The organism is Leisingera sp. ANG-Vp, from assembly GCF_000813725.1.
Taxonomy (GTDB): Bacteria; Pseudomonadota; Alphaproteobacteria; order Rhodobacterales; family Rhodobacteraceae; genus Leisingera.
The window spans coordinates 1-18,371 of sequence record NZ_JWLD01000043.1; the positions used below are offsets into that span (position 1 = coordinate 1).

At 61.9% G+C, this 18,371-nt stretch carries 17 protein-coding genes and 2 tRNA genes; 5 read left to right on the forward strand and 14 right to left on the reverse strand.

Annotation, left to right across the window (positions count from 1 at the left end; all coding sequences use genetic code 11):
* Nucleotides 1-159: 159 nt before the first annotated feature.
* Nucleotides 160-233, reverse strand: a tRNA-Cys gene (locus tag RA20_RS14055).
* Between the two features lie 123 nt (nt 234-356).
* Nucleotides 357-1,064, reverse strand: coding sequence for a CbiX/SirB N-terminal domain-containing protein (locus RA20_RS14060; protein WP_039129902.1), 708 nt, complete (start codon nt 1,062-1,064; stop codon nt 357-359).
* 173 nt (nt 1,065-1,237) lie between these two features.
* Here RA20_RS14060 and RA20_RS14065 point away from each other — a divergent pair.
* The 4 genes from RA20_RS14065 (at nt 1,238) to RA20_RS14080 (ending at nt 6,425) form a co-directional block, all read left to right on the forward strand.
* Nucleotides 1,238-1,311 (forward strand) — tRNA-Gly (locus tag RA20_RS14065).
* Between the two features lie 170 nt (nt 1,312-1,481).
* Nucleotides 1,482-3,281: an ABC transporter transmembrane domain-containing protein gene (locus tag RA20_RS14070; protein WP_039129903.1), complete on the forward strand. Its 1,800-nt coding sequence runs from the start codon at nt 1,482-1,484 to the stop codon at nt 3,279-3,281.
* Between the two features lie 208 nt (nt 3,282-3,489).
* Nucleotides 3,490-5,379 (forward strand): acyl-CoA synthetase, encoded by a 1,890-nt coding sequence (locus RA20_RS14075; protein ID WP_039129905.1) that lies wholly within the window; start codon nt 3,490-3,492, stop codon nt 5,377-5,379.
* A gap of 119 nt (nt 5,380-5,498) precedes the next feature.
* On the forward strand, nt 5,499-6,425 hold the full coding sequence (locus tag RA20_RS14080) for an alpha/beta hydrolase (RefSeq protein WP_039129934.1): 927 nt from the start codon (nt 5,499-5,501) through the stop codon (nt 6,423-6,425).
* A gap of 9 nt (nt 6,426-6,434) precedes the next feature.
* On the opposite strand, the gene RA20_RS14085 is transcribed toward RA20_RS14080, so the two are convergent.
* From RA20_RS14085 to RA20_RS14130, 10 genes are all read right to left on the reverse strand, one after another.
* Nucleotides 6,435-6,992: a DUF4453 domain-containing protein gene (locus RA20_RS14085; RefSeq protein ID WP_039129908.1), complete on the reverse strand. Its 558-nt coding sequence runs from the start codon at nt 6,990-6,992 to the stop codon at nt 6,435-6,437.
* A gap of 82 nt (nt 6,993-7,074) precedes the next feature.
* Nucleotides 7,075-7,911, reverse strand: a complete 837-nt coding sequence (locus RA20_RS14090; protein WP_039129911.1) for an alkaline phosphatase family protein — start codon at nt 7,909-7,911, stop codon at nt 7,075-7,077.
* A gap of 150 nt (nt 7,912-8,061) precedes the next feature.
* A complete protein-coding gene (locus RA20_RS14095; protein WP_039129912.1) occupies nt 8,062-8,886 on the reverse strand; it encodes a DUF2182 domain-containing protein in 825 nt (274 codons plus the stop codon).
* A 6-nt stretch (nt 8,887-8,892) separates the two neighbouring features.
* A complete protein-coding gene (locus tag RA20_RS14100; protein WP_039129914.1) occupies nt 8,893-9,534 on the reverse strand; it encodes a DUF1326 domain-containing protein in 642 nt (213 codons plus the stop codon).
* Nucleotides 9,535-9,757: 223 nt separating this feature from the next.
* Complete coding sequence (locus RA20_RS14105; RefSeq protein ID WP_039129917.1) at nt 9,758-11,395, reverse strand: ABC transporter ATP-binding protein; 1,638 nt, start codon at nt 11,393-11,395, stop codon at nt 9,758-9,760.
* Nucleotides 11,392-12,249 carry an ABC transporter permease gene (locus RA20_RS14110; RefSeq protein WP_039129920.1) on the reverse strand — a complete coding sequence of 286 codons (858 nt, stop codon included), beginning with the start codon at nt 12,247-12,249 and terminating at the stop codon, nt 11,392-11,394. Before RA20_RS14110 ends, RA20_RS14105 begins: the two co-directional genes overlap by 4 nt.
* Nucleotides 12,246-13,202 carry an ABC transporter permease gene (locus RA20_RS14115; RefSeq protein WP_039129922.1) on the reverse strand — a complete coding sequence of 319 codons (957 nt, stop codon included), beginning with the start codon at nt 13,200-13,202 and terminating at the stop codon, nt 12,246-12,248. The genes RA20_RS14110 and RA20_RS14115 overlap by 4 nt, the downstream gene beginning before the upstream one ends.
* 1 nt (nt 13,203) lies before the next feature.
* Entirely contained in the window at nt 13,204-14,787 is a 1,584-nt protein-coding gene (locus tag RA20_RS14120) for an ABC transporter substrate-binding protein (RefSeq protein WP_039129924.1), read from the reverse strand.
* 437 nt (nt 14,788-15,224) lie between these two features.
* Entirely contained in the window at nt 15,225-15,671 is a 447-nt protein-coding gene (dtd, locus tag RA20_RS14125; protein ID WP_039129926.1) for a D-aminoacyl-tRNA deacylase, read from the reverse strand.
* A gap of 22 nt (nt 15,672-15,693) precedes the next feature.
* A complete protein-coding gene (locus RA20_RS14130; protein WP_446720155.1) occupies nt 15,694-16,374 on the reverse strand; it encodes a nitroreductase in 681 nt (226 codons plus the stop codon).
* Nucleotides 16,375-16,503: 129 nt separating this feature from the next.
* On the opposite strand from RA20_RS14130, the gene RA20_RS14135 reads away from it, so the two are divergent.
* The gene (locus tag RA20_RS14135; RefSeq protein ID WP_039129928.1) at nt 16,504-16,923 is read left to right on the forward strand and encodes an Hsp20/alpha crystallin family protein; all 420 of its coding nucleotides are present in this window, start codon (nt 16,504-16,506) and stop codon (nt 16,921-16,923) included.
* Between the two features lie 93 nt (nt 16,924-17,016).
* Here RA20_RS14135 and RA20_RS14140 read toward each other — a convergent pair whose 3' ends face one another.
* Both RA20_RS14140 and RA20_RS25070 read right to left on the reverse strand, forming a co-directional pair.
* Nucleotides 17,017-18,135 (reverse strand): TFIIB-type zinc finger domain-containing protein, encoded by a 1,119-nt coding sequence (locus RA20_RS14140; RefSeq protein WP_039129931.1) that lies wholly within the window; start codon nt 18,133-18,135, stop codon nt 17,017-17,019.
* A gap of 54 nt (nt 18,136-18,189) precedes the next feature.
* On the reverse strand, nt 18,190-18,371 hold a 182-nt coding region (locus RA20_RS25070; RefSeq protein WP_152618519.1), incomplete at its 5' end, for a DUF4339 domain-containing protein.

The following is an 18,371-nucleotide window of genomic DNA, read 5'->3' on the forward strand; positions in this document are numbered from 1 at the left end:
ATTCAGATGGGGCACTCCAGGTCAGCCCTGATGAAAGCGACGCTGTTTTGCGCAAACTCAATCAGGCCAAGTCGGCTGTGAAAACGCAAATTTGTAAACGCAACTGTAAACGGCAGGGCCGTTACATTGAGGGGAGTAATCTAAGTGCTTGATTTTAGGTGGAGGCGAGTACCGGAATCGAACCGGTGTACACGGATTTGCAATCCGCTGCGTCACCACTCCGCCAACTCGCCATCCGTGGTGTAGGGCGTGATTAATCACATGCCCGCGGCCGGTGCAAGAGGCGTTTTGCCTCCGCCAGGGCCAAAATTGCTTTTCTTTCCGGAACACTAGAATTCCACTTGAGCCAACTGCGGTCAAGGGCCGCGGTTCGAGGCGGCTTTGAGGAGGCCTTTGGCGATCAGTTCGGGCACGCCGGGCATCGCGCCCGCGACCGGCAGCACGATGCCGCCAAAACACGCGGCCTCCAATGCGGCAGGGAGGTCCTGTTTCACATGGTCTCCGGACTGGGCGAAGAACGGCAGGCAAACGGAGCGGGCGGGCATGGGCGCTGCGGCGGACTGGATGCTGGGGGCTTGCTCGACATATCCTAGCGAGACAGTGCAGCCAGGTAGAAGAGGGCGCAGCTGGGCTGCAAAGGCCTCGGCAGCCTCTGCCGCTTTTGGCCCGCGGGCGGAGCCATGGGCCGCCAGCAGAAGATGCAGCGTATTCAGTTCCCAGTCCTGTGTCTTTGCCGCGTCCATCACGGTTTGGGCGGCAATCTGCGGCAGCTCCGGATGCAAGCCGAACGGGAGGGTGATCCGGCAGCCGAGGCCTTTCAGGCGGTCAGGCAGCACCTTGGCGGTGAAAAATCCCTGGGACATGAAGAAGGGATAGATCAGGGCGCCCCCGGCTGCTGCCTCCTCGAGCCGCCCAGGGCTGGATAGCGTTGCGGAGCGGACTTCCCAGCCTAGCAGATGCGGCGCAACCGCCGACGCCAGCTGAGCCAGATCTGCCTCGGCCGGGGCAGGGGCGGAAGGCTGGCCATGGGCGGTGATGACGGCAATAGGCGGATTTGTGTTCACGGCAGGATTCCGAAGGCAGGGGACGGGGCCAGGCGGCTGGATTACGATGTTATTTGAGCGGCTTGCCAGGCCTTCTGCAAGGCCCGCAGAGTTTTTTACAGCCGGGTGAAGATAAACGAAACCAAGGTGGTTGACCTCACCGGACGCTTCCCATAAATCAGCAAATGTCCTGAGCGGGTATGGTGAAATGGTATCATAAGAGCCTTCCAAGCTTAAGGTGCGGGTTCGATTCCCGCTACCCGCTCCAGACCTTCCCGGCATCGCTGAACTGGTACGATCTGCCGCGGCGGATGCCTGTTTCCTTGCATATATTTAAACTGCTGAGTGCTTGACGCCGATAGTCTGCAGGGCCATGAACCTTGGCATATGCGGCGGGCGCGGGCCCGTGACAGCGCAAGACTGTTAAAAGGAACCGGAATGGCGCGAAAACAGGCGGCCCCGAACGCGGAGCAGGAGCGGGAGAGCTCCCGTAAAATTGGTGTGCTTTCGGCTTTGTGGCCGTTTGTGCGGCCCTACCGTTTGCTGATGCTTGCAGCCACATGCGCGCTGGTAATGACGGCGGGGCTGTCACTGACGCTGCCGCTGGCCGTGCGCCGGGTGGTGGACAATTTCCGGGTATCCGATTCTGAGCTCTTGAACCTCTATTTCAGTGCGGCTTTGGTGATTGCGGCTTTGCTCGCCGTTGGCACCGGTGTGCGCTATGCGCTGGTGACCCGGCTGGGCGAGCGGGTGGTGGCTGATATCCGCAAGGCAGTGTTCGACCGGGTGATCGGCATGAGCCCTGAGTTCTATGAGCGGATCATGACCGGCGAGGTGCTGAGCCGGATCACCACAGACACCACGCTGATCCAGTCGGTGCTGGGATCTTCGGTGTCAATTGCGCTGCGCAACCTGCTGATTTTTCTGGGCGGCATGGTGCTGATGCTGCTGACCTCGGCTAAGCTCACGATGCTGGTGCTGTTGATCGTTCCAGCCGTAATCGTGCCGATCCTGGTTCTTGGCCGCCGCTTGCGGGCAATCAGCAAGGAAAACCAGGACTGGATTGCCGCTTCCTCCGGCAATGCGGGCGAGGCTCTGGGGGCGGTGCAGACCGTGCAGGCCTTTACCCACGAGGGCGCCAGCCGGCGGCAGTTCGGCGAGATGACTGAGACAGCCTATGACGTTTCCCGCCGCCGCATTCAGACCCGGGCCTATCTGACCGTAATCGTGATCTTCCTGGTGTTCTCCGGCATCGTGGGTGTCCTGTGGATGGGCGCCAACGATGTACGCGCGGGGCTGATGAGCGAAGGCACCCTGATCCAGTTTGTGATTTATTCAGTGCTGGTGGCCGGCTCGGTGGCCGCATTGTCGGAGATCTGGAGCGAGCTGCAGCGCGCCGCCGGCGCGACTGAGCGGTTGGTGGAACTGCTGAATGCGGAAGACACCGTGCTGGACCCGGTTCAGGCACAGGCGCTGCCCGCACCGGTCAAAGGCGAAATCGAATTTGACAACGTGTCTTTCCGCTATCCGTCGCGTCCTGATGTCTCGGCGCTGGAGAATGTGTCGCTGACAGTGAACCCCGGCGAGACGGTGGCCTTTGTCGGCCCGTCCGGGGCAGGCAAGACCACGGTTATCCAGCTGCTGCAGCGCTTCTATGATCCGAACCAGGGTGCGGTGAAGCTGGATGGCGTGGCGCTGGACGATCTGCAGCGGGATGCCTTCCGGCACCACATCGCGATGGTGCCGCAGGACCCGGTGATCTTTGCTGCCTCGGCGCTGGAAAACATCCGCTTTGGCCGGCCGGATGCCTCGGATGCTGAAGTGGAAGCCGCCGCCAAGGCCGCCGCTGCGCATGACTTCATCTCCAAGCTGCCCGAAGGCTATGGCAGCTTTGTCGGTGAGCGCGGCGTGATGCTGTCGGGCGGCCAGAAACAGCGGATTGCCATTGCCCGCGCCATTCTGCGCGATGCGCCGGTGCTGCTGCTGGATGAGGCGACCTCAGCGCTGGATGCCGAAAGCGAACGCCTGGTGCAGGCCGCTGTGGATGAGCTGAGCCAGGGCCGCACCACGCTGATCGTGGCGCACCGGCTGGCCACAGTGAAAAAGGCAGACCGGATTGTGGTGATGGACCAGGGCCGGATCGTGGCGACCGGCACCCATGATGAGCTGGTGGCCCAAGGCGGGCTGTATGCGCGCCTGGCCAAGCTGCAGTTCACCGAAGGGCTGGCGGCGGAATAACTGCAGGCCAGCGTGAAACCTTTGGCGCCCCGGACAGGTTCCGGGGCGTTTTTGGTTGAAATCGGCCCAAGGCAAGGCTTGGCGCCACGTCATGCCGCAAACTGCCTTGGCGTGACCCTGAGCCGGTGCTTGCGAAAACACCGGTTTTCAATAGTCTGGGCTCAACGAGAATACCCCCGGTACAGCAGGGGGAACGGGGAGGAGATCTATGAGTTTTTCGGGAATTGCGGACCGCGACGCGTTGCAGAACGAAATGCCGTGGGAGGCGCGGGAGCTTCCGGCGACGCTGTACGGGCTTTTGTCGCGTACCGCCGGCAAATACCCCAGCAGCAAGGCGGTCAGCTATCAGATCTTCTCCGGGCCTCAGGACAAGGCGGAAACGCTCACCTGGAGTGCTCTGAAGGATCAGGTGAGCCAAGCAGCCAATATGTTCCGCTCTCTTGGCGTCGGCGAACAGGATGTTGTCGCCTATGTGCTGCCCAATTGCCATGAGACGCTGGTGACCATGCTGGGCGGTGCAGTTGCGGGGATCGTGAACCCGATCAACCCGCTGCTGGAGCCGGAACAGATCGCCTCGATCCTGCGCGAGACCAAGGCCAAGGTGGTGGTGACCCTGCGGCCCTTCCCCAAAACGGACGTGGCGCAAAAGGTGGCCGAGGCGGTGCGCCATGCACCTGGGGTGAAGACGGTGCTGGAAGTGGACCTGAACCGCTATTTGACGCCGCCGAAGTCCTGGATCGTGCCGCTGATCCGGCCGAAACTGGACGGCCACCCCAGCCACGCCGACTACCTGAATTTCTCCAAGGAAATGGCAAAGCAGCCGAAGACCTTGACCTTCGCTGACAGCGAAAGCGACCGGGTGGCGTGCTACTTCCACACCGGTGGCACCACCGGCATGCCCAAGGTGGCGCAGCACAAGTATTCCGGCCTGATCTACAACGGCTGGATCGGCCATACGCTTTTGTTCACCGAAGAAGACAACATCATGTGCCCGTTGCCGCTGTTCCACGTCTTTGCGGTGCATGTGATCATGATGGCAGCAATTGCTTCGGGCGCGCATGTGGTCTTTCCGACGCCGCAGGGCTACCGGGGGGATGGCGTCTTTGACAACTTCTGGAAGCTGATCGAGCGCTGGAAGATCACCTTTATCATCACCGTGCCTACCGCCGTCTCCGCGCTGATGCAGCGCGAAGTGGATGCGGATATCTCCTCGGTGAAAACCGCTTTCTCCGGCTCGGCGCCAATGCCGATGGAGCTGTTCAAACGGTTTGAGGGCGCTTCGGGCGTAACGATCATCGAGGGGTACGGGTTGACCGAGGCCACCTGCCTGGTCTCTTGCAACCCGACGGATGGCGAAAAGAAAGTCGGATCGGTCGGCATCCCGTTTCCCTACACTGATGTGCGTATCGTCAAGCAGACCAATAATGGCCCGTTGGAATGCGGCACTGACGAGGTGGGCGAGATCTGTGTTTCCAGCCCCGGCGTCTTTGCCGGCAACACCTATACCGAGGCCGACAAGAACGCGGATCTCTACTATCAGGACACCCACCTGCGCACCGGCGATCTGGGCCGGATCGACGGGGACGGCTACCTGTGGATCACGGGCCGCGCCAAGGATCTGATTATCCGCGGCGGCCACAACATCGACCCGGCGGAGATCGAAGAAGCGCTGCTGGGCCATGAGGCGGTGGCTTTTGCGGGCGCTATCGGCCAGCCGGATTCGCACGCGGGTGAGTTGCCCTGCGCATTTGTCGAACTGGTCGAGGGAGCTTCGGTCAGCGAGGCAGAACTGCTGGAATACTGCAAGGTGCACGTGCATGAGCGCGCCGCGATCCCCAAGCATTTGACGGTGCTGGAGGCGCTGCCGAAAACCGCGGTGGGCAAAGTGTTCAAGCCGGACCTGCGCAAGCATGCGATCACCCGGGTCTACAATGGCGCGCTGGAAGAGGCCGGGCTGGCGGCGCGGGTTGTAAGCGTCACCGATGACAAGAAACGCGGGCTGGTGGCGCAGGTCGCTGCCAACGGCAGCTCTGACGCGGAGATCAACGGCGTGCTGAACAATTTCACCCGCCCATGGGAGCCTGCCGCGGCAGCCTGAGCCCGGGAAACTGACGTGAGATTATTGGCGCCCTCCGGGGCGCTTTTTCTTTCAGGCATTCCATTTGCGGGAAACTCTGCCTAGGCTCTGAAAAAACAATGGCACCGGGAGGCTCGCAGATGGACTACGAAAAGCTGATCGACGAGGAGACCTGGGACTTTATCCAGAAGACCGGCGAGCTTTATCCCGACGACGCAGTCGACATGTCCATCGAAGAGCAGCGCCGCATTTACGACTCGATGGCGCGGGAGTTCCGGGTTCCGCGGCCGGATGTGGTCTCGGTTGAAGAGGTCTCGGCCAACGGGGTGCCGGTGCGGGTCTATACCGCGGGCGACCCCACCCGGACGGTGATGTTCTGTCACGGCGGCGGTTTTGTGGTCGGCGGGCTCGACAGCCATGACGACGTCTGTGCTGAAATCTGTGCTCAGACCGGCTACCGGGTGGTAGCGGTGGACTACCGGCTGGCGCCCGAGCACAAGCATCCCGCTGCGTTTGAGGATGCCTGGGTGGTGCTGGGCTGGATTGAAGCGGCCTATGGCAAGGGGATTGTGCTTGTCGGCGACAGCGCCGGGGCAAACCTGTGTGCTGCAGTGGCGCATCATGCCCGCGGCCGCTGCGAAGCAGTACTGGGCCAGGTGCTGATCTACGGCGCCTTTGGCGGCGATGTGAATCAGGGCTCTTACATTGAACATGCACAGGCGCCGATGCTGACCCGCGAGGACGTGCTTTATTATCACCGCATCCGGGCAGACGGGGAGCCGCCGCAGGACGACCCGCTTTATGCACCGCTGTCAGACAGTGACTTCTCTAATCTGCCGCCGACAGTGCTGGTGAGTGCCGATTGCGATCCGGTGCGTGACGATTCCCGGGACTACCGGGATTGCATTCTCGCGGCAGGCGGCAAAGCGCATTGGATCAACGAGCCGGGCCTGATCCACGGCTACCTGCGCGCGCGCCACAGCGTTACCCGCGCCCGCGACAGTTTCGAGCGGATCTCGGTCGCGGTTGAGGCGCTGGGGCAGGGGCTTTGGACCTTTGACGGGTAGCAGCGCTGCCTAGCCGGCATAATCCTGGCATTGCTCCTGAAACAGCGAGGTGTCCAGCCAACCACCGCTGGTGACCTGCCAGTCAGGGCCGGAAGTGGTGACATAGGTCCAGCTGCCGACAGGGATATGCGAATAGTTCACATTGTCGCCGGGGTCTATTTGCCCGACAAGCGGCGCATCCGGGCGGTGCCCGGCACGCAGTCCCATGACGGGCCCCAGCCAGCCGAGGCAGGCGCTTTCAAACTCATCGCGCACCGGCAGGTCCCACAGCTGGTAGCGCAGGAACAGATCATCCAGGTCCAGATAGGTCTGCTTATTGTTCACCCGGCAGCCGAAGCGCGCCTCCATTTCCTTTACCAGTGCCACCATCCGTTCGGCCTGGGGCGGCAGCGAGACGGATTTGCCGGTGCAGTCCCCATTGTTGAACACGGCCTGGCCCAGCGGAGAGCCAAAGCAGTAGCCAGCCCGGTCGATCACTGCGTTGCGGGTGAACCAAAGGTCATGGCAGGCATCGCTGGCCAATGCGGGGGAGGCTAGCAGGGAAACGGCAAACACAAGGGATTTCATGGCAATCCTTCCTGACAAATGAAAACGGCGGCTGAGTGCCAGTCTAGCACAAAGCCGCCGCGCAAGTGTCAGGGGCGTAAGGTCACTTAAGGAAGGACGCGTGCTTCATGGTTTCCGCGACCGGCGCGCCCAGCCGCGTGAGGATGGCCGGGGCCAGCTGGCGCTGGTCGATCACCTCGTCATGGTCAGGGCCATCTGCGTCGCCGAAGTAGTAAAGCGCGGTTTCCTGCTGCAGCGGGCTGCGGCCGCCGTGGTGGCCGCGCTCGTCCTGGCCGTGGTCGGCGGTCACGATCACCTCATAGCCCAGATCACGCCAGCGGGTGATGAAGGGCGCCAGCATCTCGTCCATCACGAAACAGGCGTGGTCCATCTCCTGGCAGTCGTGGAAGAACCGGTGGCCCATGCAGTCCAGCGTGCAGGTGTGCAGCATGCCGTAATTGAGGCCAAAGCGCAGGCAGAGATTGGTCAGGGTGCCGAACAGGTCGACATCCGACGGCGTCATCTGATTGTCCTTGCCGTAGCCGGTCATTGAATGGAAACGGCCGTGGTTGATGCTCTTGCTCTCAGGCTCGTCATATTCGATGTCGCGGACGTAATCGAAGGGATGGCGGTTGAAGAAGGAGGACCAGTAGCTGTGCGCCACGGCACCGGTCACGCCGCCGGCTTCGCGGACCTGCGAGAACACGTCTTTTTCCTTCAGGCGGAACACGTTGGCATTGCCGGTTGAGCCGTGAACGGCCGGCGCAACACCCGTATGGATCGAAGCATAGCAGCTGGCCGAGGTCGACGGCAGAACGCTGCGCAGTTTCCAGACGCGGGCATCGCCGCTGTCCACCCAGCCTTCCAGATTTCCGAACAGCCGGCGGAAATTGCGCCACGGCACGCCGTCCAGAATGATGAGGAGGAGTTTGTTGTCCATTCGCCGAATCCTTTTGCCTAGCGGACGCCTAGCTGCCGCATCTACGTGTCACTTTCTTGAAGGGCCATTCAAAAAGCGGACAAATGGTCTGAAACCGTCATTTTGGGAAGGATTTTCCAGGGAGATCCCGGGTTTCGCAAAGCGGGCGCATCAGAGGCCGGTAATCAGGACGTAACAGCCGGCCAGGATCAGCAGGCCGCCGGTGGCAGCGGTAAACAGCCGCCCATGGGCAAAATGCTTCTCGGCCAGCACATACAGCGCCAGGCCGGCGATCCAGTAGAGATTCATGATGCCGCCGGCAAACAGCAGCAGCATCAATGCCCAGCAGCAGCCCAGGCAAAAAGTTCCGTGATGGGCGCCCATCAGCAAAGCACCAACCAAACCTGTGCGGTTATGCGCGGTCAGAAAATGCACCGGCATACGGCAATGCATTAGGCAGGCGTGCTTGTAGGGGGTGAACTGATAGGCGCCCGCCGCCAGCAGCAGTGCTCCGCTAAGGGCACGGCTGCTGAGCGACATCATTGGGCCGTTTGACAGGCCAACTGTTTCCAGCCCCCACTGCATGGCGGTGGCTGCGATTGAGAACACTCCCCAGGCCAAAAGGTAGCCGCTCAGGAACAACAGGCTCAGGAGCGGCGCCAGGTCCGGCCGGACACCGGCTTTCTTGATGGCGGTGAACAGCAGCAGCACTGGCGCCGCGCTGGGGGTCATCATGGCGATCATCATGATCCACCACATCAGGAAGATCAGCACGGCATAAGACACCGTCCAGACGGTGCTGCCGCCCATCTGCATCGGCTCGCCGATCGGACGGGCCATGCGGGTCATCTCGACAGCGCTCATATCCATGCCGACGCCGAAGATGGTGTAAAGCGCGCTCAGCAGCACAACCAGGCCGGCGGCAGCGATGACGACGGCCCGGTCATGGCGGGCCAGCCGCTCTGCTGGCCCATCTATCTGCTGCTGCCCGCCCATGGCGGTTCAGGCCGCCCGCTGAACGCCTGCACCGGTCAGGTGCATCTCGACGACATGGGCGTGGGTATTGCTGTTCTTTTCCAGGCTGATGGCAGAGCCGGGCGTCTTTGTGCTGCCCCGCGCCACCGAGGCCACGTCGTATTCGAACCCGTTTGGCAGCTTGATCTGCACCGAATGCGGCGCGCCGGAGACGATGTTGGGAATCGGCTCCACCGAGGTTTCGCCGATACTTCCGGCCTTTGCATGGCCGATGCCGGTTTCCTTGTCATAGGTCAGGCTGACAGCGGCGCTGAGGGTTTCATGCTTGGTCGTGCACATGGCGTTGAAGACAAAGAACATTGTCGCGAATTCTGCGGTGTCCTGGCCGGTCATGATCGCCTCAAGCGCCGCCTTCTGATCCGCGGTGGCGCGTTCGTCGATGATCAGCTGCATCTCGCCGTTGCCCTCGTGGATCGGCCCGGGCCACTTGTAGATAGCCGCAGCCAGCAGCCCGTCCAACCGGGTATCCCCGTAATGCCCTTTGTCGATCCGGAATGTCAGCATCGCCTCGCAAGTGCCGTCATTGGGCAGCTGCGAGAACTGGCACGGGCAGCCGGGAACGCAATTGCAGTTTGCGATTTCAAATCCGTGAATGGCCCAGTCCGTCATGGCAGTCCCTCCTGTTCCGCCGGAAAAGCAAAACTGCCCGGAGGATTCGGGTTAGGCCTGCATGAGGAAACAGCCACGCTCAGTTATATTACTATTGCTTGCGGCTGGTTCCGCCGCATTCTCCCCGGTGGCAATAAAATACCACGAATCCCGGTGAAGCCGAATAAGAAAAAGCCCCCGCCCGGGGTGCGGGCAGGGGCCAGGCTGCGGAATATCCGCCGGTTCAGTTGCCGGCGCTTTCCATCTTGCGGTTGGCGATCACCTCTTCCAGCCAGCCCAGCCGCATCTCGGGGACGGAGCTCAGCAGCAGGTCGGTGTAATCGTCGAACGGCGGGCTCAGCACTTTGGACTTGCCGCCATAGCGCTGCACCTGGCCCTGGTACATCACCGCGATATTGTCCGAGATGGCGCGCACGGTCGCCAGATCGTGGGTGATGAACAGATAGGCCACATCTTCGATCTTCTGCAGGTCCAGCAGCAGCTTCAGAATGCCGTCCGCCACCAGCGGGTCGAGCGCCGAGGTGACCTCGTCGCAGATGATCATTTTGGGCTTGGCCGCCAGCGAGCGGGCGATGCAGACACGCTGCTTCTGGCCGCCGGACAGTTCCGCCGGATAGCGGTCGATGAACTTCTCGCCCAGCTCGATCTCATCCAGCAGCTCGATGATCCGCTTCTTCTTCTCGGCGCCGCGCATGCCGAAGTAGAACTCCAGCGGGCGGCCGATGATGGTGCCGACAGTCTGGCGCGGGTTCATCGCCACGTCCGCCATCTGGTAGATCATCTGCAGCTCGCGCAGGTCTTCGCGGCTGCGCCCCTTGAGATCCGGCGACAGCTTGCGGCCGGCGAACTCGATCTCGCCCTCGCGCGGCGGCAGCAGGCCGGTGATCACCCGGGCGAGGGTGGATTTGCCGGAACCGGACTCACCCACCACAGCCAGGGTCTGACCGGGGTACAGGTCCACATTCACGTTCTTCAGAACGTCGAACTGGGTGCCTTTGTAACGCGCGGTGACATTGCGCACGCTCAGCACCGGGTCAGGCGTCGGGGCCTTTTCCTCGTGCTCGATGGAGCGGACCGAAACCAGCGCCTTGGTGTACTCCTCCTGCGGATCATTGATGATCTGGTCAACATTGCCGTATTCGACGGTGTTGCCCATCCGCAGAACCATGATGTCGTCGCTCACCTGCGCCACAACCGCCAGGTCGTGGGTGATGTAGAGCGCGGCAACGCCGGTGTCGCGGATCGCTTCCTTGATCGCCATCAGCACGTCGATCTGGGTGGTCACGTCGAGCGCCGTGGTCGGCTCGTCAAAGACCACCAGATCAGGTTCCGGGCACAGCGCCAGCGCGGTCATGCAGCGCTGCAGCTGGCCGCCCGACACCTGGTGCGGGTAACGGTCGCCGATGTTGTCCGGATCCGGCAGGCCTAGCTTGGCAAACAGCACCCGGGCGCGTGCCTCGGCATCCTTGCGGGAGAACTTCTTCTGCTCCACCGCTGCCTCGACAACCTGGTCCATGATCTTCTTGGCCGGGTTGAAAGAGGCGGCCGCAGATTGCGACACATAGGTCACCTCGGCACCGCGCAGGCGGCGGATGTCCTTGTGGCCGCCTTTGAGGATATCGCGCCCGTTGACCCAGACCTCGCCTCCGGTGATTTTCACACCGCCGCGGCCATAGGCCATGGAAGCCAGGCCAATGGTGGACTTGCCGGCGCCGGATTCCCCGATAAGCCCCAGGACTTTGCCGGGCGCGAGGTCAAAGCTGACTCCGTGCACGATTTCGATGTCGCGGGGCTTTTCCCCGGGCGGAAAGATGGTCGCGCCGATTTTCAGGTCGCGGACTTTCAACAGGGTATCGCTCATCCGCGGCCTCCTTTCAGCGATGTGGTCCGGTTCAGCACCCAGTCAGCCACCAGGTTGACCGAGATCGCCAGAGTGGCGATGGCAAAGGCCGGGATCAGAGCCGCAGGAATGCCGTAGACGATGCCTTCCTTGTTCTCTTTCACGATGCCGCCCCAGTCAGCCTCAGGAGGCTGCACGCCCAGACCCAGGAAGGACAGGGTGGAGACAAACAGAACCGCAAAGATGAAGCGCAGGCCCATCTCAGCGATCAGCGGAGACAGCGCGTTGGGCAGGATCTCGCGGAAGATGACCCAGGCCATCTTCTCACCGCGAAGGCGGGCAGCCTCAACATAGTCCATCACCTCGATGTCCACAGCGACGGCACGGGCCAGACGGTAAACGCGGGTGGCATCCAGAAGACCCATCACCAGGATCAGGATCGGGATTGTCACCGGAGCCACTGACAGCACCACAAGCGCGAAGATCAGCGTCGGGATCGACATCACCAGATCAACGAAGCGCGACAGCACCTGATCCACCCAGCCGCCTGCAACTGCGGCAAAGAAGCCGAGCACAGAGCCAAGAGTGAAGGACAGCACGGTTGCTGCTGTGGCGATAAAGATGGTGGTGCGCCCGCCGTAGATCATGCGGGACAGCAGATCGCGGCCGATGTTGTCGGTTCCGAGCCAGTAATCGGACTCGGTAAAGCCTTCGGGGGCAATACCCAGCATGATTTCAATCCGGGAGGGCTCCCAGACGTCACCGACCACCTCGCCAACGCCGTAAGGCGCCAGCAGCGGGGCAAAGATCGCGGCCAGAAAGTACAGGGCAGTGAAGAACAGCCCGATCATAGCGGAAATGGGGATATTCTTCATTTCGGGTGCCTCAGGCGCGGGTTCGACAGGATGGCGACAATATCGGCGATCATGTTGAGGCCGATATAGACGGCGGCAAAGATCAGGCCGCAGGCCTGCACCACCGGCACGTCACGCTTGGACACATGGTCGACCAGATACTGGCCCATGCCGGGATAGACGAAGACCACTTCGATCACCACAACGCCGACCACCAGATACGCAAGGTTCAGCATTACAACGTTGACGATCGGTGCAACGGCATTCGGGAAAGCATGGCGGTAGATTACCTGAAATGCATTGAGGCCCTTCAGTTCAGCCGTTTCGATGTATGCGGATTGCATCACGTTCAGGATCGCGGCGCGCGTCATGCGCATCATGTGCGCCAGCACCACGAGGGTAAGCACGGCAACCGGAAGCGCGATGGAATTCAGCTTGTCCAGCAGGCTCATGCTGTCGTTGATCATGGCCACCGACGGCGCCCACTGAAGCTTCACGGCGACGAAATACATCAGCACGTAGCCGATCAGGAACTCGGGGATCGAGATCGAGGCGAGCGTGACGGCAGAGATCAGTTTGTCGGGCCAGCGGTCCTTGAAGCGGACGGCCAGAAGGCCAAGGAAGATTGCCAGCGGCACCGCAACCATGGCAGCCCAGAAGGCGAGGAAAAGCGTGTTCCAAAGACGGTTGCTAAGGGCATCGGCGATGTCCTGGCCGCTGGTAAGAGCAGTGCCAAGATCGCCCTGCATGGCACCGAAGAGCCAGGCAAAATAGCGTTGTACGGGAGGATCGTTCACACCCAGCTCAGCCCGCAGGTTGGCCAGTGCCTCCGGCGTTGCTGACTGACCCAGGATCGATTGAGCGACGTCGCCCGGCAGAACGATCGTGCCGGCGAAGATCACCACTGAGATGAGCAGCAAAAGAAGGAGGCTCAGCGCGATGCGCTGAGCCAGGAGTTTTACGATCGGAGACATATTAGGCTTTGACCCACAGCTTGCTGGCGGCATAGCCGTTCATCAGAACCTGGCCGGGGATGCCTGCGGTGAAGCCGTCGACCTTGTCGGTGGTTGCTTCAACGAAGTCATTGAACATCGGGCAGATCAAGCCGCCTTCGTCACGCAGGATGGTCGACATGTCGGCATACATCTGCGTCCGCTTGGCAACGTCCAGCTCCCCGCGTGCCGCCACCAGCATCTGGTCGAACTGCTCATTGTTGAAGCGGGTGTCGTTCCAGTCAGCGGTGGACAGGTAGGCGGTGGTGAACATCTGGTCCTGGGTCGGACGGCCGCCCCAGTAGCTGGTGCAGAACGGTTGAGCGTTCCAGACTTCCGACCAGTAGCCGTCATTCGGCTCGCGTTTCACATCAAGCTTGATGCCCGCACTGGACAGCGATTGCTGGAACAGGGCGGAGGCATCCGGCGCACCCGGGAAGGAGTTGTCCGAAGTCCGCAGAAGGATCGAGCCGTCGTGGCCGGATTTCTTCAGGTGGAACATGGCCTTGTCCGGATCGAACTCGCGCTGCTCCAGCTCGGTGTACATCGGGTAGGAGGCGTTGATCGGAGTGTCGTTGCCCACGGTGCCATAGCCGTTCAGGATCTTGTCGACCATTTCCTGACGGTTCATGCCGTACTTCAGCGCCATGCGCACATCGTTATTGTCGAAGGGCGCGGTGTTGCAGTGCATGATGAACACATAGTGGCCGGCCGCAGAGGTCGAGTGCACGGTGATGTTCGGTGCACGGTCCACCAGTTTTGCGGTCCGCGGCGGCACACGGTCGATCACGTCCACCTGGCCGGACTGCAGAGCCGCGACACGGGCGGTGTCATCGTTGATGACGATGATTTCCACGGTATCCGCGTTGCCCAGATCGCCCCAGTAGTTCGGGTTTTTCTCAGCCACGAAGCGCACGCCCATGTCGGCGGACTTCATGATATACGGGCCGGTGCCGATTGCCGCTGCCGGATCGTCATTGCCGCCGTTGGGCTGAACGATCAGGTGATAGTCGGCCAGCAGATAGGGCAGGTCGGCGTTCGGGCTGTCCAGTTCGAAGACAACGCTGTCGCCGTCCGCGCGCACGTCCTTGATGCCGCGCATAATGCCCAGTGCGCCGGACTTGGTGTCCTCGCCGCTGTGGCGCTCCATGGTCTTGACCACGTCATCGGCTGTGACGCTCTGACCGTTGGAATAGGTCACGCCGGAGCGCAGCTTGAAGGTCCAGGTGCGGGCATCGGCAGAGGCTTCATAGCTTTCTGCCAGCTTGCCTTCGATGCCGCCGTCTTCGGCCAGCTCAACCAGCGTTTCACCCCACAAGCGGGTGACCATCAGGCCAACGGTATTGGTGACCAGTGCCGGGTCCAGGCTGTCGGTGGTGGAGCCGCCCTGCAGGCCGAGGCGGATGGTGCCGCCCTTTTGCGGGCCTGCGGCCTTGGCTGCGGTGGACAGCAGCAGGTTTGCGGAAACAGCGGTAAAGCCCAATGCGGCGGCTTTGCCCAGGAAGTCACGGCGCGACAGTTTGCCTGCCGCAGCCTGGCTGGCCAGATACTGCATGTGTCTGTTCATAGAGTTCTCCCGATTGGTTGTGGTGCTGCGGGCACCTGTTTTTTGATTGGTGGTTCAAGATTTGCCGATTTGCTGCGGCCTCGCAAGCGTTATTCGCGAAAGCCCCGGCATGGCAGCACACGCACTCGTGAGCTTCCGCGAGGGGGTGTCGCCTTTTTGAGGCAAGGTGCCGTTTTTAGGTTCAAAGTGGATTGTAAATCAAAAAAACATCTGGAATGCGACAAGAAATTTTTGTGCCGGGAAATGACGGATTTTTTATGAATCTGCCCGGAACAGCCGCGAAACCGGCTCCTGCATCGACAGAATCGTTACTTCCTTGCCAAAAAACGTCACGGATGCCGTATCTGCCACAGGGAACGCCTGTTCCGCTGCGTCAAGTCTGCGCCAGGCAAGCCTTGACGCAGCAGCGTCTATGGCAGGGCGCGTGGCAAAGGAGATCAGGCGTCTTCTGTGTCCATCCAGATGGTGACAGGGCCGTCATTCAGCAGCCGGACTTTCATGTCGGCACCGAACTTTCCTGTCGCGGTCTTCACTCCCAGCCCGGCAAGCCGGCCGGCAAAATACTCATAGAGCCGCTCCCCTTCGGCGGGCGCGGCTGCGGTGGAGAACCCCGGGCGGTTGCCGCGGCGGGTGTCTGCAGCAAGGGTAAACTGGCTGACGATCAGCGCGCTGCCGCCGGTGTCCAGAACCGAACGGTTCATCTTGCCGGCCTCATCCTTGAAAATCCTGAGTTTTGAGATCTTGGCCGCCAGATGATCGGCCTGGGCTTCGCTGTCGCCCTGCATGGCGCAGATCAGGATCAGCAGGCCAGGGCCGGTCTCTCCAATGATTTCCCCGTCCACCGTGACCGAGGCTTCGCTGACCCGCTGTATCAATGCCCGCATGTTTTCCTGTCCTCTTTCAGTTTCAGCCGCGCCAGATGGTGAATTCTCCAAGGTCTGCCCGGCTGGTGCGGAAGCTGTTGGCCGGGTGCTCCGTATCGCTGTAGCCAAAGGAAATGGCGCAAAGGATGACCCGGTCTTCAGGGATGTCCAGCAGCTCATGCAGCAAAGGGGCAAAGGAGGCAACCGCAGCCTGCGGGATGCTGGCAATCCCTGCAGCCTGGGCCGCCAAAGTGAAGGCGGCAACAAATCCGCCGCAGTCCATTGCGCCATAGGGCCCAAGCTCGGCTGGCGAGGATAGAATTGCGCAATGCGGGGCACCGAACAGCCGGTAGTTTTCCATCATCTGCCGGGCGGAGCCGGCCCGGTCTCCTTTTTCGACCCCGACGGCCTCATACAGCGCCCAGCCGCAATCTCGGCGGCGCTGCTGGTACTCTGCGCTATAGCCTGCGGGGAATTCCAGATCGGGGCTGTGGCCGCCGCCCTGCGCGGCCTGCATCAGGGCCGCGCGCAGCCGCTCCGTCTCTGCACCGCTGCACAAGGTCACTTTCCAGGGCTGCGCGTTGCACCACGAAGGCACCTTTTGCGCGCAGCGCAGGATGTCTTCGATAACCGCCCGCGGCACGGGATCCAGGCGGAAGGCGCGGCAGCTGCGGCGCGCGGCAAACAGAGTGTCCAGGCTATGCAGATCAGGCGTCATGTTCATTCCCTCCGGCTGGCTGAACGACAGACTGACGCCCGAAAACCCGCGGCGCAAGCCGCTCTATTGCGCCGGATCAAGGCGGTGCCGCAGCGTCAGAGTTAAAATGGGGCGTATGTAGAAAGGAGGCTGAAAATGGTGGAAAAAACCGAACATGGCGGCTTCTGGCCGTCGTTGTATGATCCCTTCCGCAGCTTCGGGACCCGTCTTGCCGATTGGCTGGCTCCTGCTACCGAAGCCTCTTCCGGCAAGGAGGCCTACGATATCGCGATGGAGCTTCCCGGCGTCGCTCTCGAAGATGTTGATCTGACCGTGGACAACGGTGTCCTTACAATCCGCGGGGAGAAAAAGACGCAATCCGAAAAGAAAGGCGACACCTGGTACTTCAGCGAGCGCCAGTACGGGGCCTTCCGCCGGTCCTTCCGTCTGCCGGAGGATGCGGACGGGCAGGCGGCTGCCGCGCGGATGGAGGACGGCGTGCTGCATATCGCGGTGCCGAAGAAGGCGCTGGAACAGCCTGAAACGGCCCGCAAGATCGAGATCAGCAAGGGCTGACAGGGAGGCCGCGCGGGTTCCGGCTCAGAACCGGGGAAAGGAACCGGCCGGTCAGGAAGGGGGAGGCTGCTCCCCCTTCCGTCATTCAAGGCGCTACTGCTGGCTGGCCACCAGCGCGATGCCTGCGCCAACGGCCAAGGCCAGAAGCACGGCAAACGCAATCTTCCATGCTGAATAAGGCCGCTCGCCCTGCACCCGGCCGGACTGGCCATTGACCACAAACCGGTAGGTTTTGCCGCGGTATTTATATGCGGCCAGCCACACCGGCAGCAGGATGTGCTTGAAGGTCACCTCTGACACCTTGGTGTCGATATGGCTGATCCGCTGGCGGTCGCCGCCGATGTCAAAGCGCACGTCGCGCTCGATAACCCGGTCCATCTTCCGCCCGGCCTCGGCAAAACCGGCCTCCAGGTCCACTGTGTAGGCCTCGGCGCGGAAGCCTGCCAGATACTGCGGCTGATAAGGCTCCAGCTGCGACAGGTCCCAGGGCTCCAGCGCCTCGGTATAACGTTTGGGCAGGCTTTTCGAGGCCAGCACCAGCACGTCGTCAAAGAACCGCTGCACCCGGCCTGACGCCGGTGTCCAGCGCACCTTGGAGACCTGCCGGGTCTTTGTCTCGCCATCCTGCTGATAGGTTTCGGTCACGTAATAGACAGTACCGCGCTGGCCGGAATAGGCGCTGCGGGTCTGGGCGTCATATGTCCAGTAGGGCACATAAATGCCCTGCATGCGCCGTCCCTTGCGGGCGTATTCCTTAAGCCCGTTCGGCGCGAACCACAGCCGCCCCAGCCAAGTGCTCATTGCCTTGTGGGCTTCGCGTTCTGCGAAGGCAAAGGGCAGCACGCCTTTGGGTTTGATGTGGCGGTTCTCGCCCGTGCCGGTGACCACCGGGGTGGCGCAGAAAGGGCATTCCTTGGCATGGGTGTCCGGGTCGAACTCAACTTGCGCCGCGCAATTGGGGCAGGCGGAGACACGGGTCACTTCAATCTCCGCTTCCGGCAGCTGGTCGGCCACGGCGGCGCGGAAATCCAGCTCCTGCAGAGCGCCTCCCGTCCAGGGGCCGCTGCGGATGCTGTCGGTATGGCCGCAATGGCCGCAGGTCAGGGTGCCATTCGCCGGATCATAGGAATAATCCGCGCCGCATTGCTCGCAGGGGAAGCGGTGGCTCTCTTCATTGTTGGAAGCCGCAGAAGAGGGCGGCGGCGGGGGCATGGTCACGGGAGCAAGCCTGTCGTGCAGCGGAGGTTAAGGGAAAACGGGCGCAGGTCAGCCGGCCGGAGGCGGCGGCGGGGGAGGCGGCGGCAGGATGGTGAAGAGCTGCGCCAGCTCCATCACGTCGCCTGCTCGTTTCCAGCCGTCCTGGCCCGGCGTCCAGACATGGGTTTCCCGGGTCAGCGTGCCTTCCTGCGCAATCCGTCCCATCCGGGCTTTGGAGAAGGGCCCGGAGG

What these genes read in the sequence shown, in the direction of transcription:
- RA20_RS14070 (WP_039129903.1), top strand. Translation starts at nt 1,482, where the DNA reads ATGGCGCGAAAACAGGCGGCCCCGAACGCGGAGCAGGAGCGGGAGAGC.
- RA20_RS14075 (WP_039129905.1), top strand. Translation starts at nt 3,490, where the DNA reads ATGAGTTTTTCGGGAATTGCGGACCGCGACGCGTTGCAGAACGAAATG.
- RA20_RS14080 (WP_039129934.1), top strand. Translation starts at nt 5,499, where the DNA reads ATGGACTACGAAAAGCTGATCGACGAGGAGACCTGGGACTTTATCCAG.
- RA20_RS14085 (WP_039129908.1), bottom strand. Translation starts at nt 6,992, where the DNA reads ATGAAATCCCTTGTGTTTGCCGTTTCCCTGCTAGCCTCCCCCGCATTG.
- RA20_RS14090 (WP_039129911.1), bottom strand. Translation starts at nt 7,911, where the DNA reads ATGGACAACAAACTCCTCCTCATCATTCTGGACGGCGTGCCGTGGCGC.
- RA20_RS14095 (WP_039129912.1), bottom strand. Translation starts at nt 8,886, where the DNA reads ATGGGCGGGCAGCAGCAGATAGATGGGCCAGCAGAGCGGCTGGCCCGC.
- RA20_RS14100 (WP_039129914.1), bottom strand. Translation starts at nt 9,534, where the DNA reads ATGACGGACTGGGCCATTCACGGATTTGAAATCGCAAACTGCAATTGC.
- RA20_RS14105 (WP_039129917.1), bottom strand. Translation starts at nt 11,395, where the DNA reads ATGAGCGATACCCTGTTGAAAGTCCGCGACCTGAAAATCGGCGCGACC.
- RA20_RS14110 (WP_039129920.1), bottom strand. Translation starts at nt 12,249, where the DNA reads ATGAAGAATATCCCCATTTCCGCTATGATCGGGCTGTTCTTCACTGCC.
- RA20_RS14115 (WP_039129922.1), bottom strand. Translation starts at nt 13,202, where the DNA reads ATGTCTCCGATCGTAAAACTCCTGGCTCAGCGCATCGCGCTGAGCCTC.
- RA20_RS14120 (WP_039129924.1), bottom strand. Translation starts at nt 14,787, where the DNA reads ATGAACAGACACATGCAGTATCTGGCCAGCCAGGCTGCGGCAGGCAAA.
- dtd (WP_039129926.1), bottom strand. Translation starts at nt 15,671, where the DNA reads ATGCGGGCATTGATACAGCGGGTCAGCGAAGCCTCGGTCACGGTGGAC.
- RA20_RS14130 (WP_446720155.1), bottom strand. Translation starts at nt 16,374, where the DNA reads ATGAACATGACGCCTGATCTGCATAGCCTGGACACTCTGTTTGCCGCG.
- RA20_RS14135 (WP_039129928.1), top strand. Translation starts at nt 16,504, where the DNA reads ATGGTGGAAAAAACCGAACATGGCGGCTTCTGGCCGTCGTTGTATGAT.
- RA20_RS14140 (WP_039129931.1), bottom strand. Translation starts at nt 18,135, where the DNA reads ATGCCCCCGCCGCCGCCCTCTTCTGCGGCTTCCAACAATGAAGAGAGC.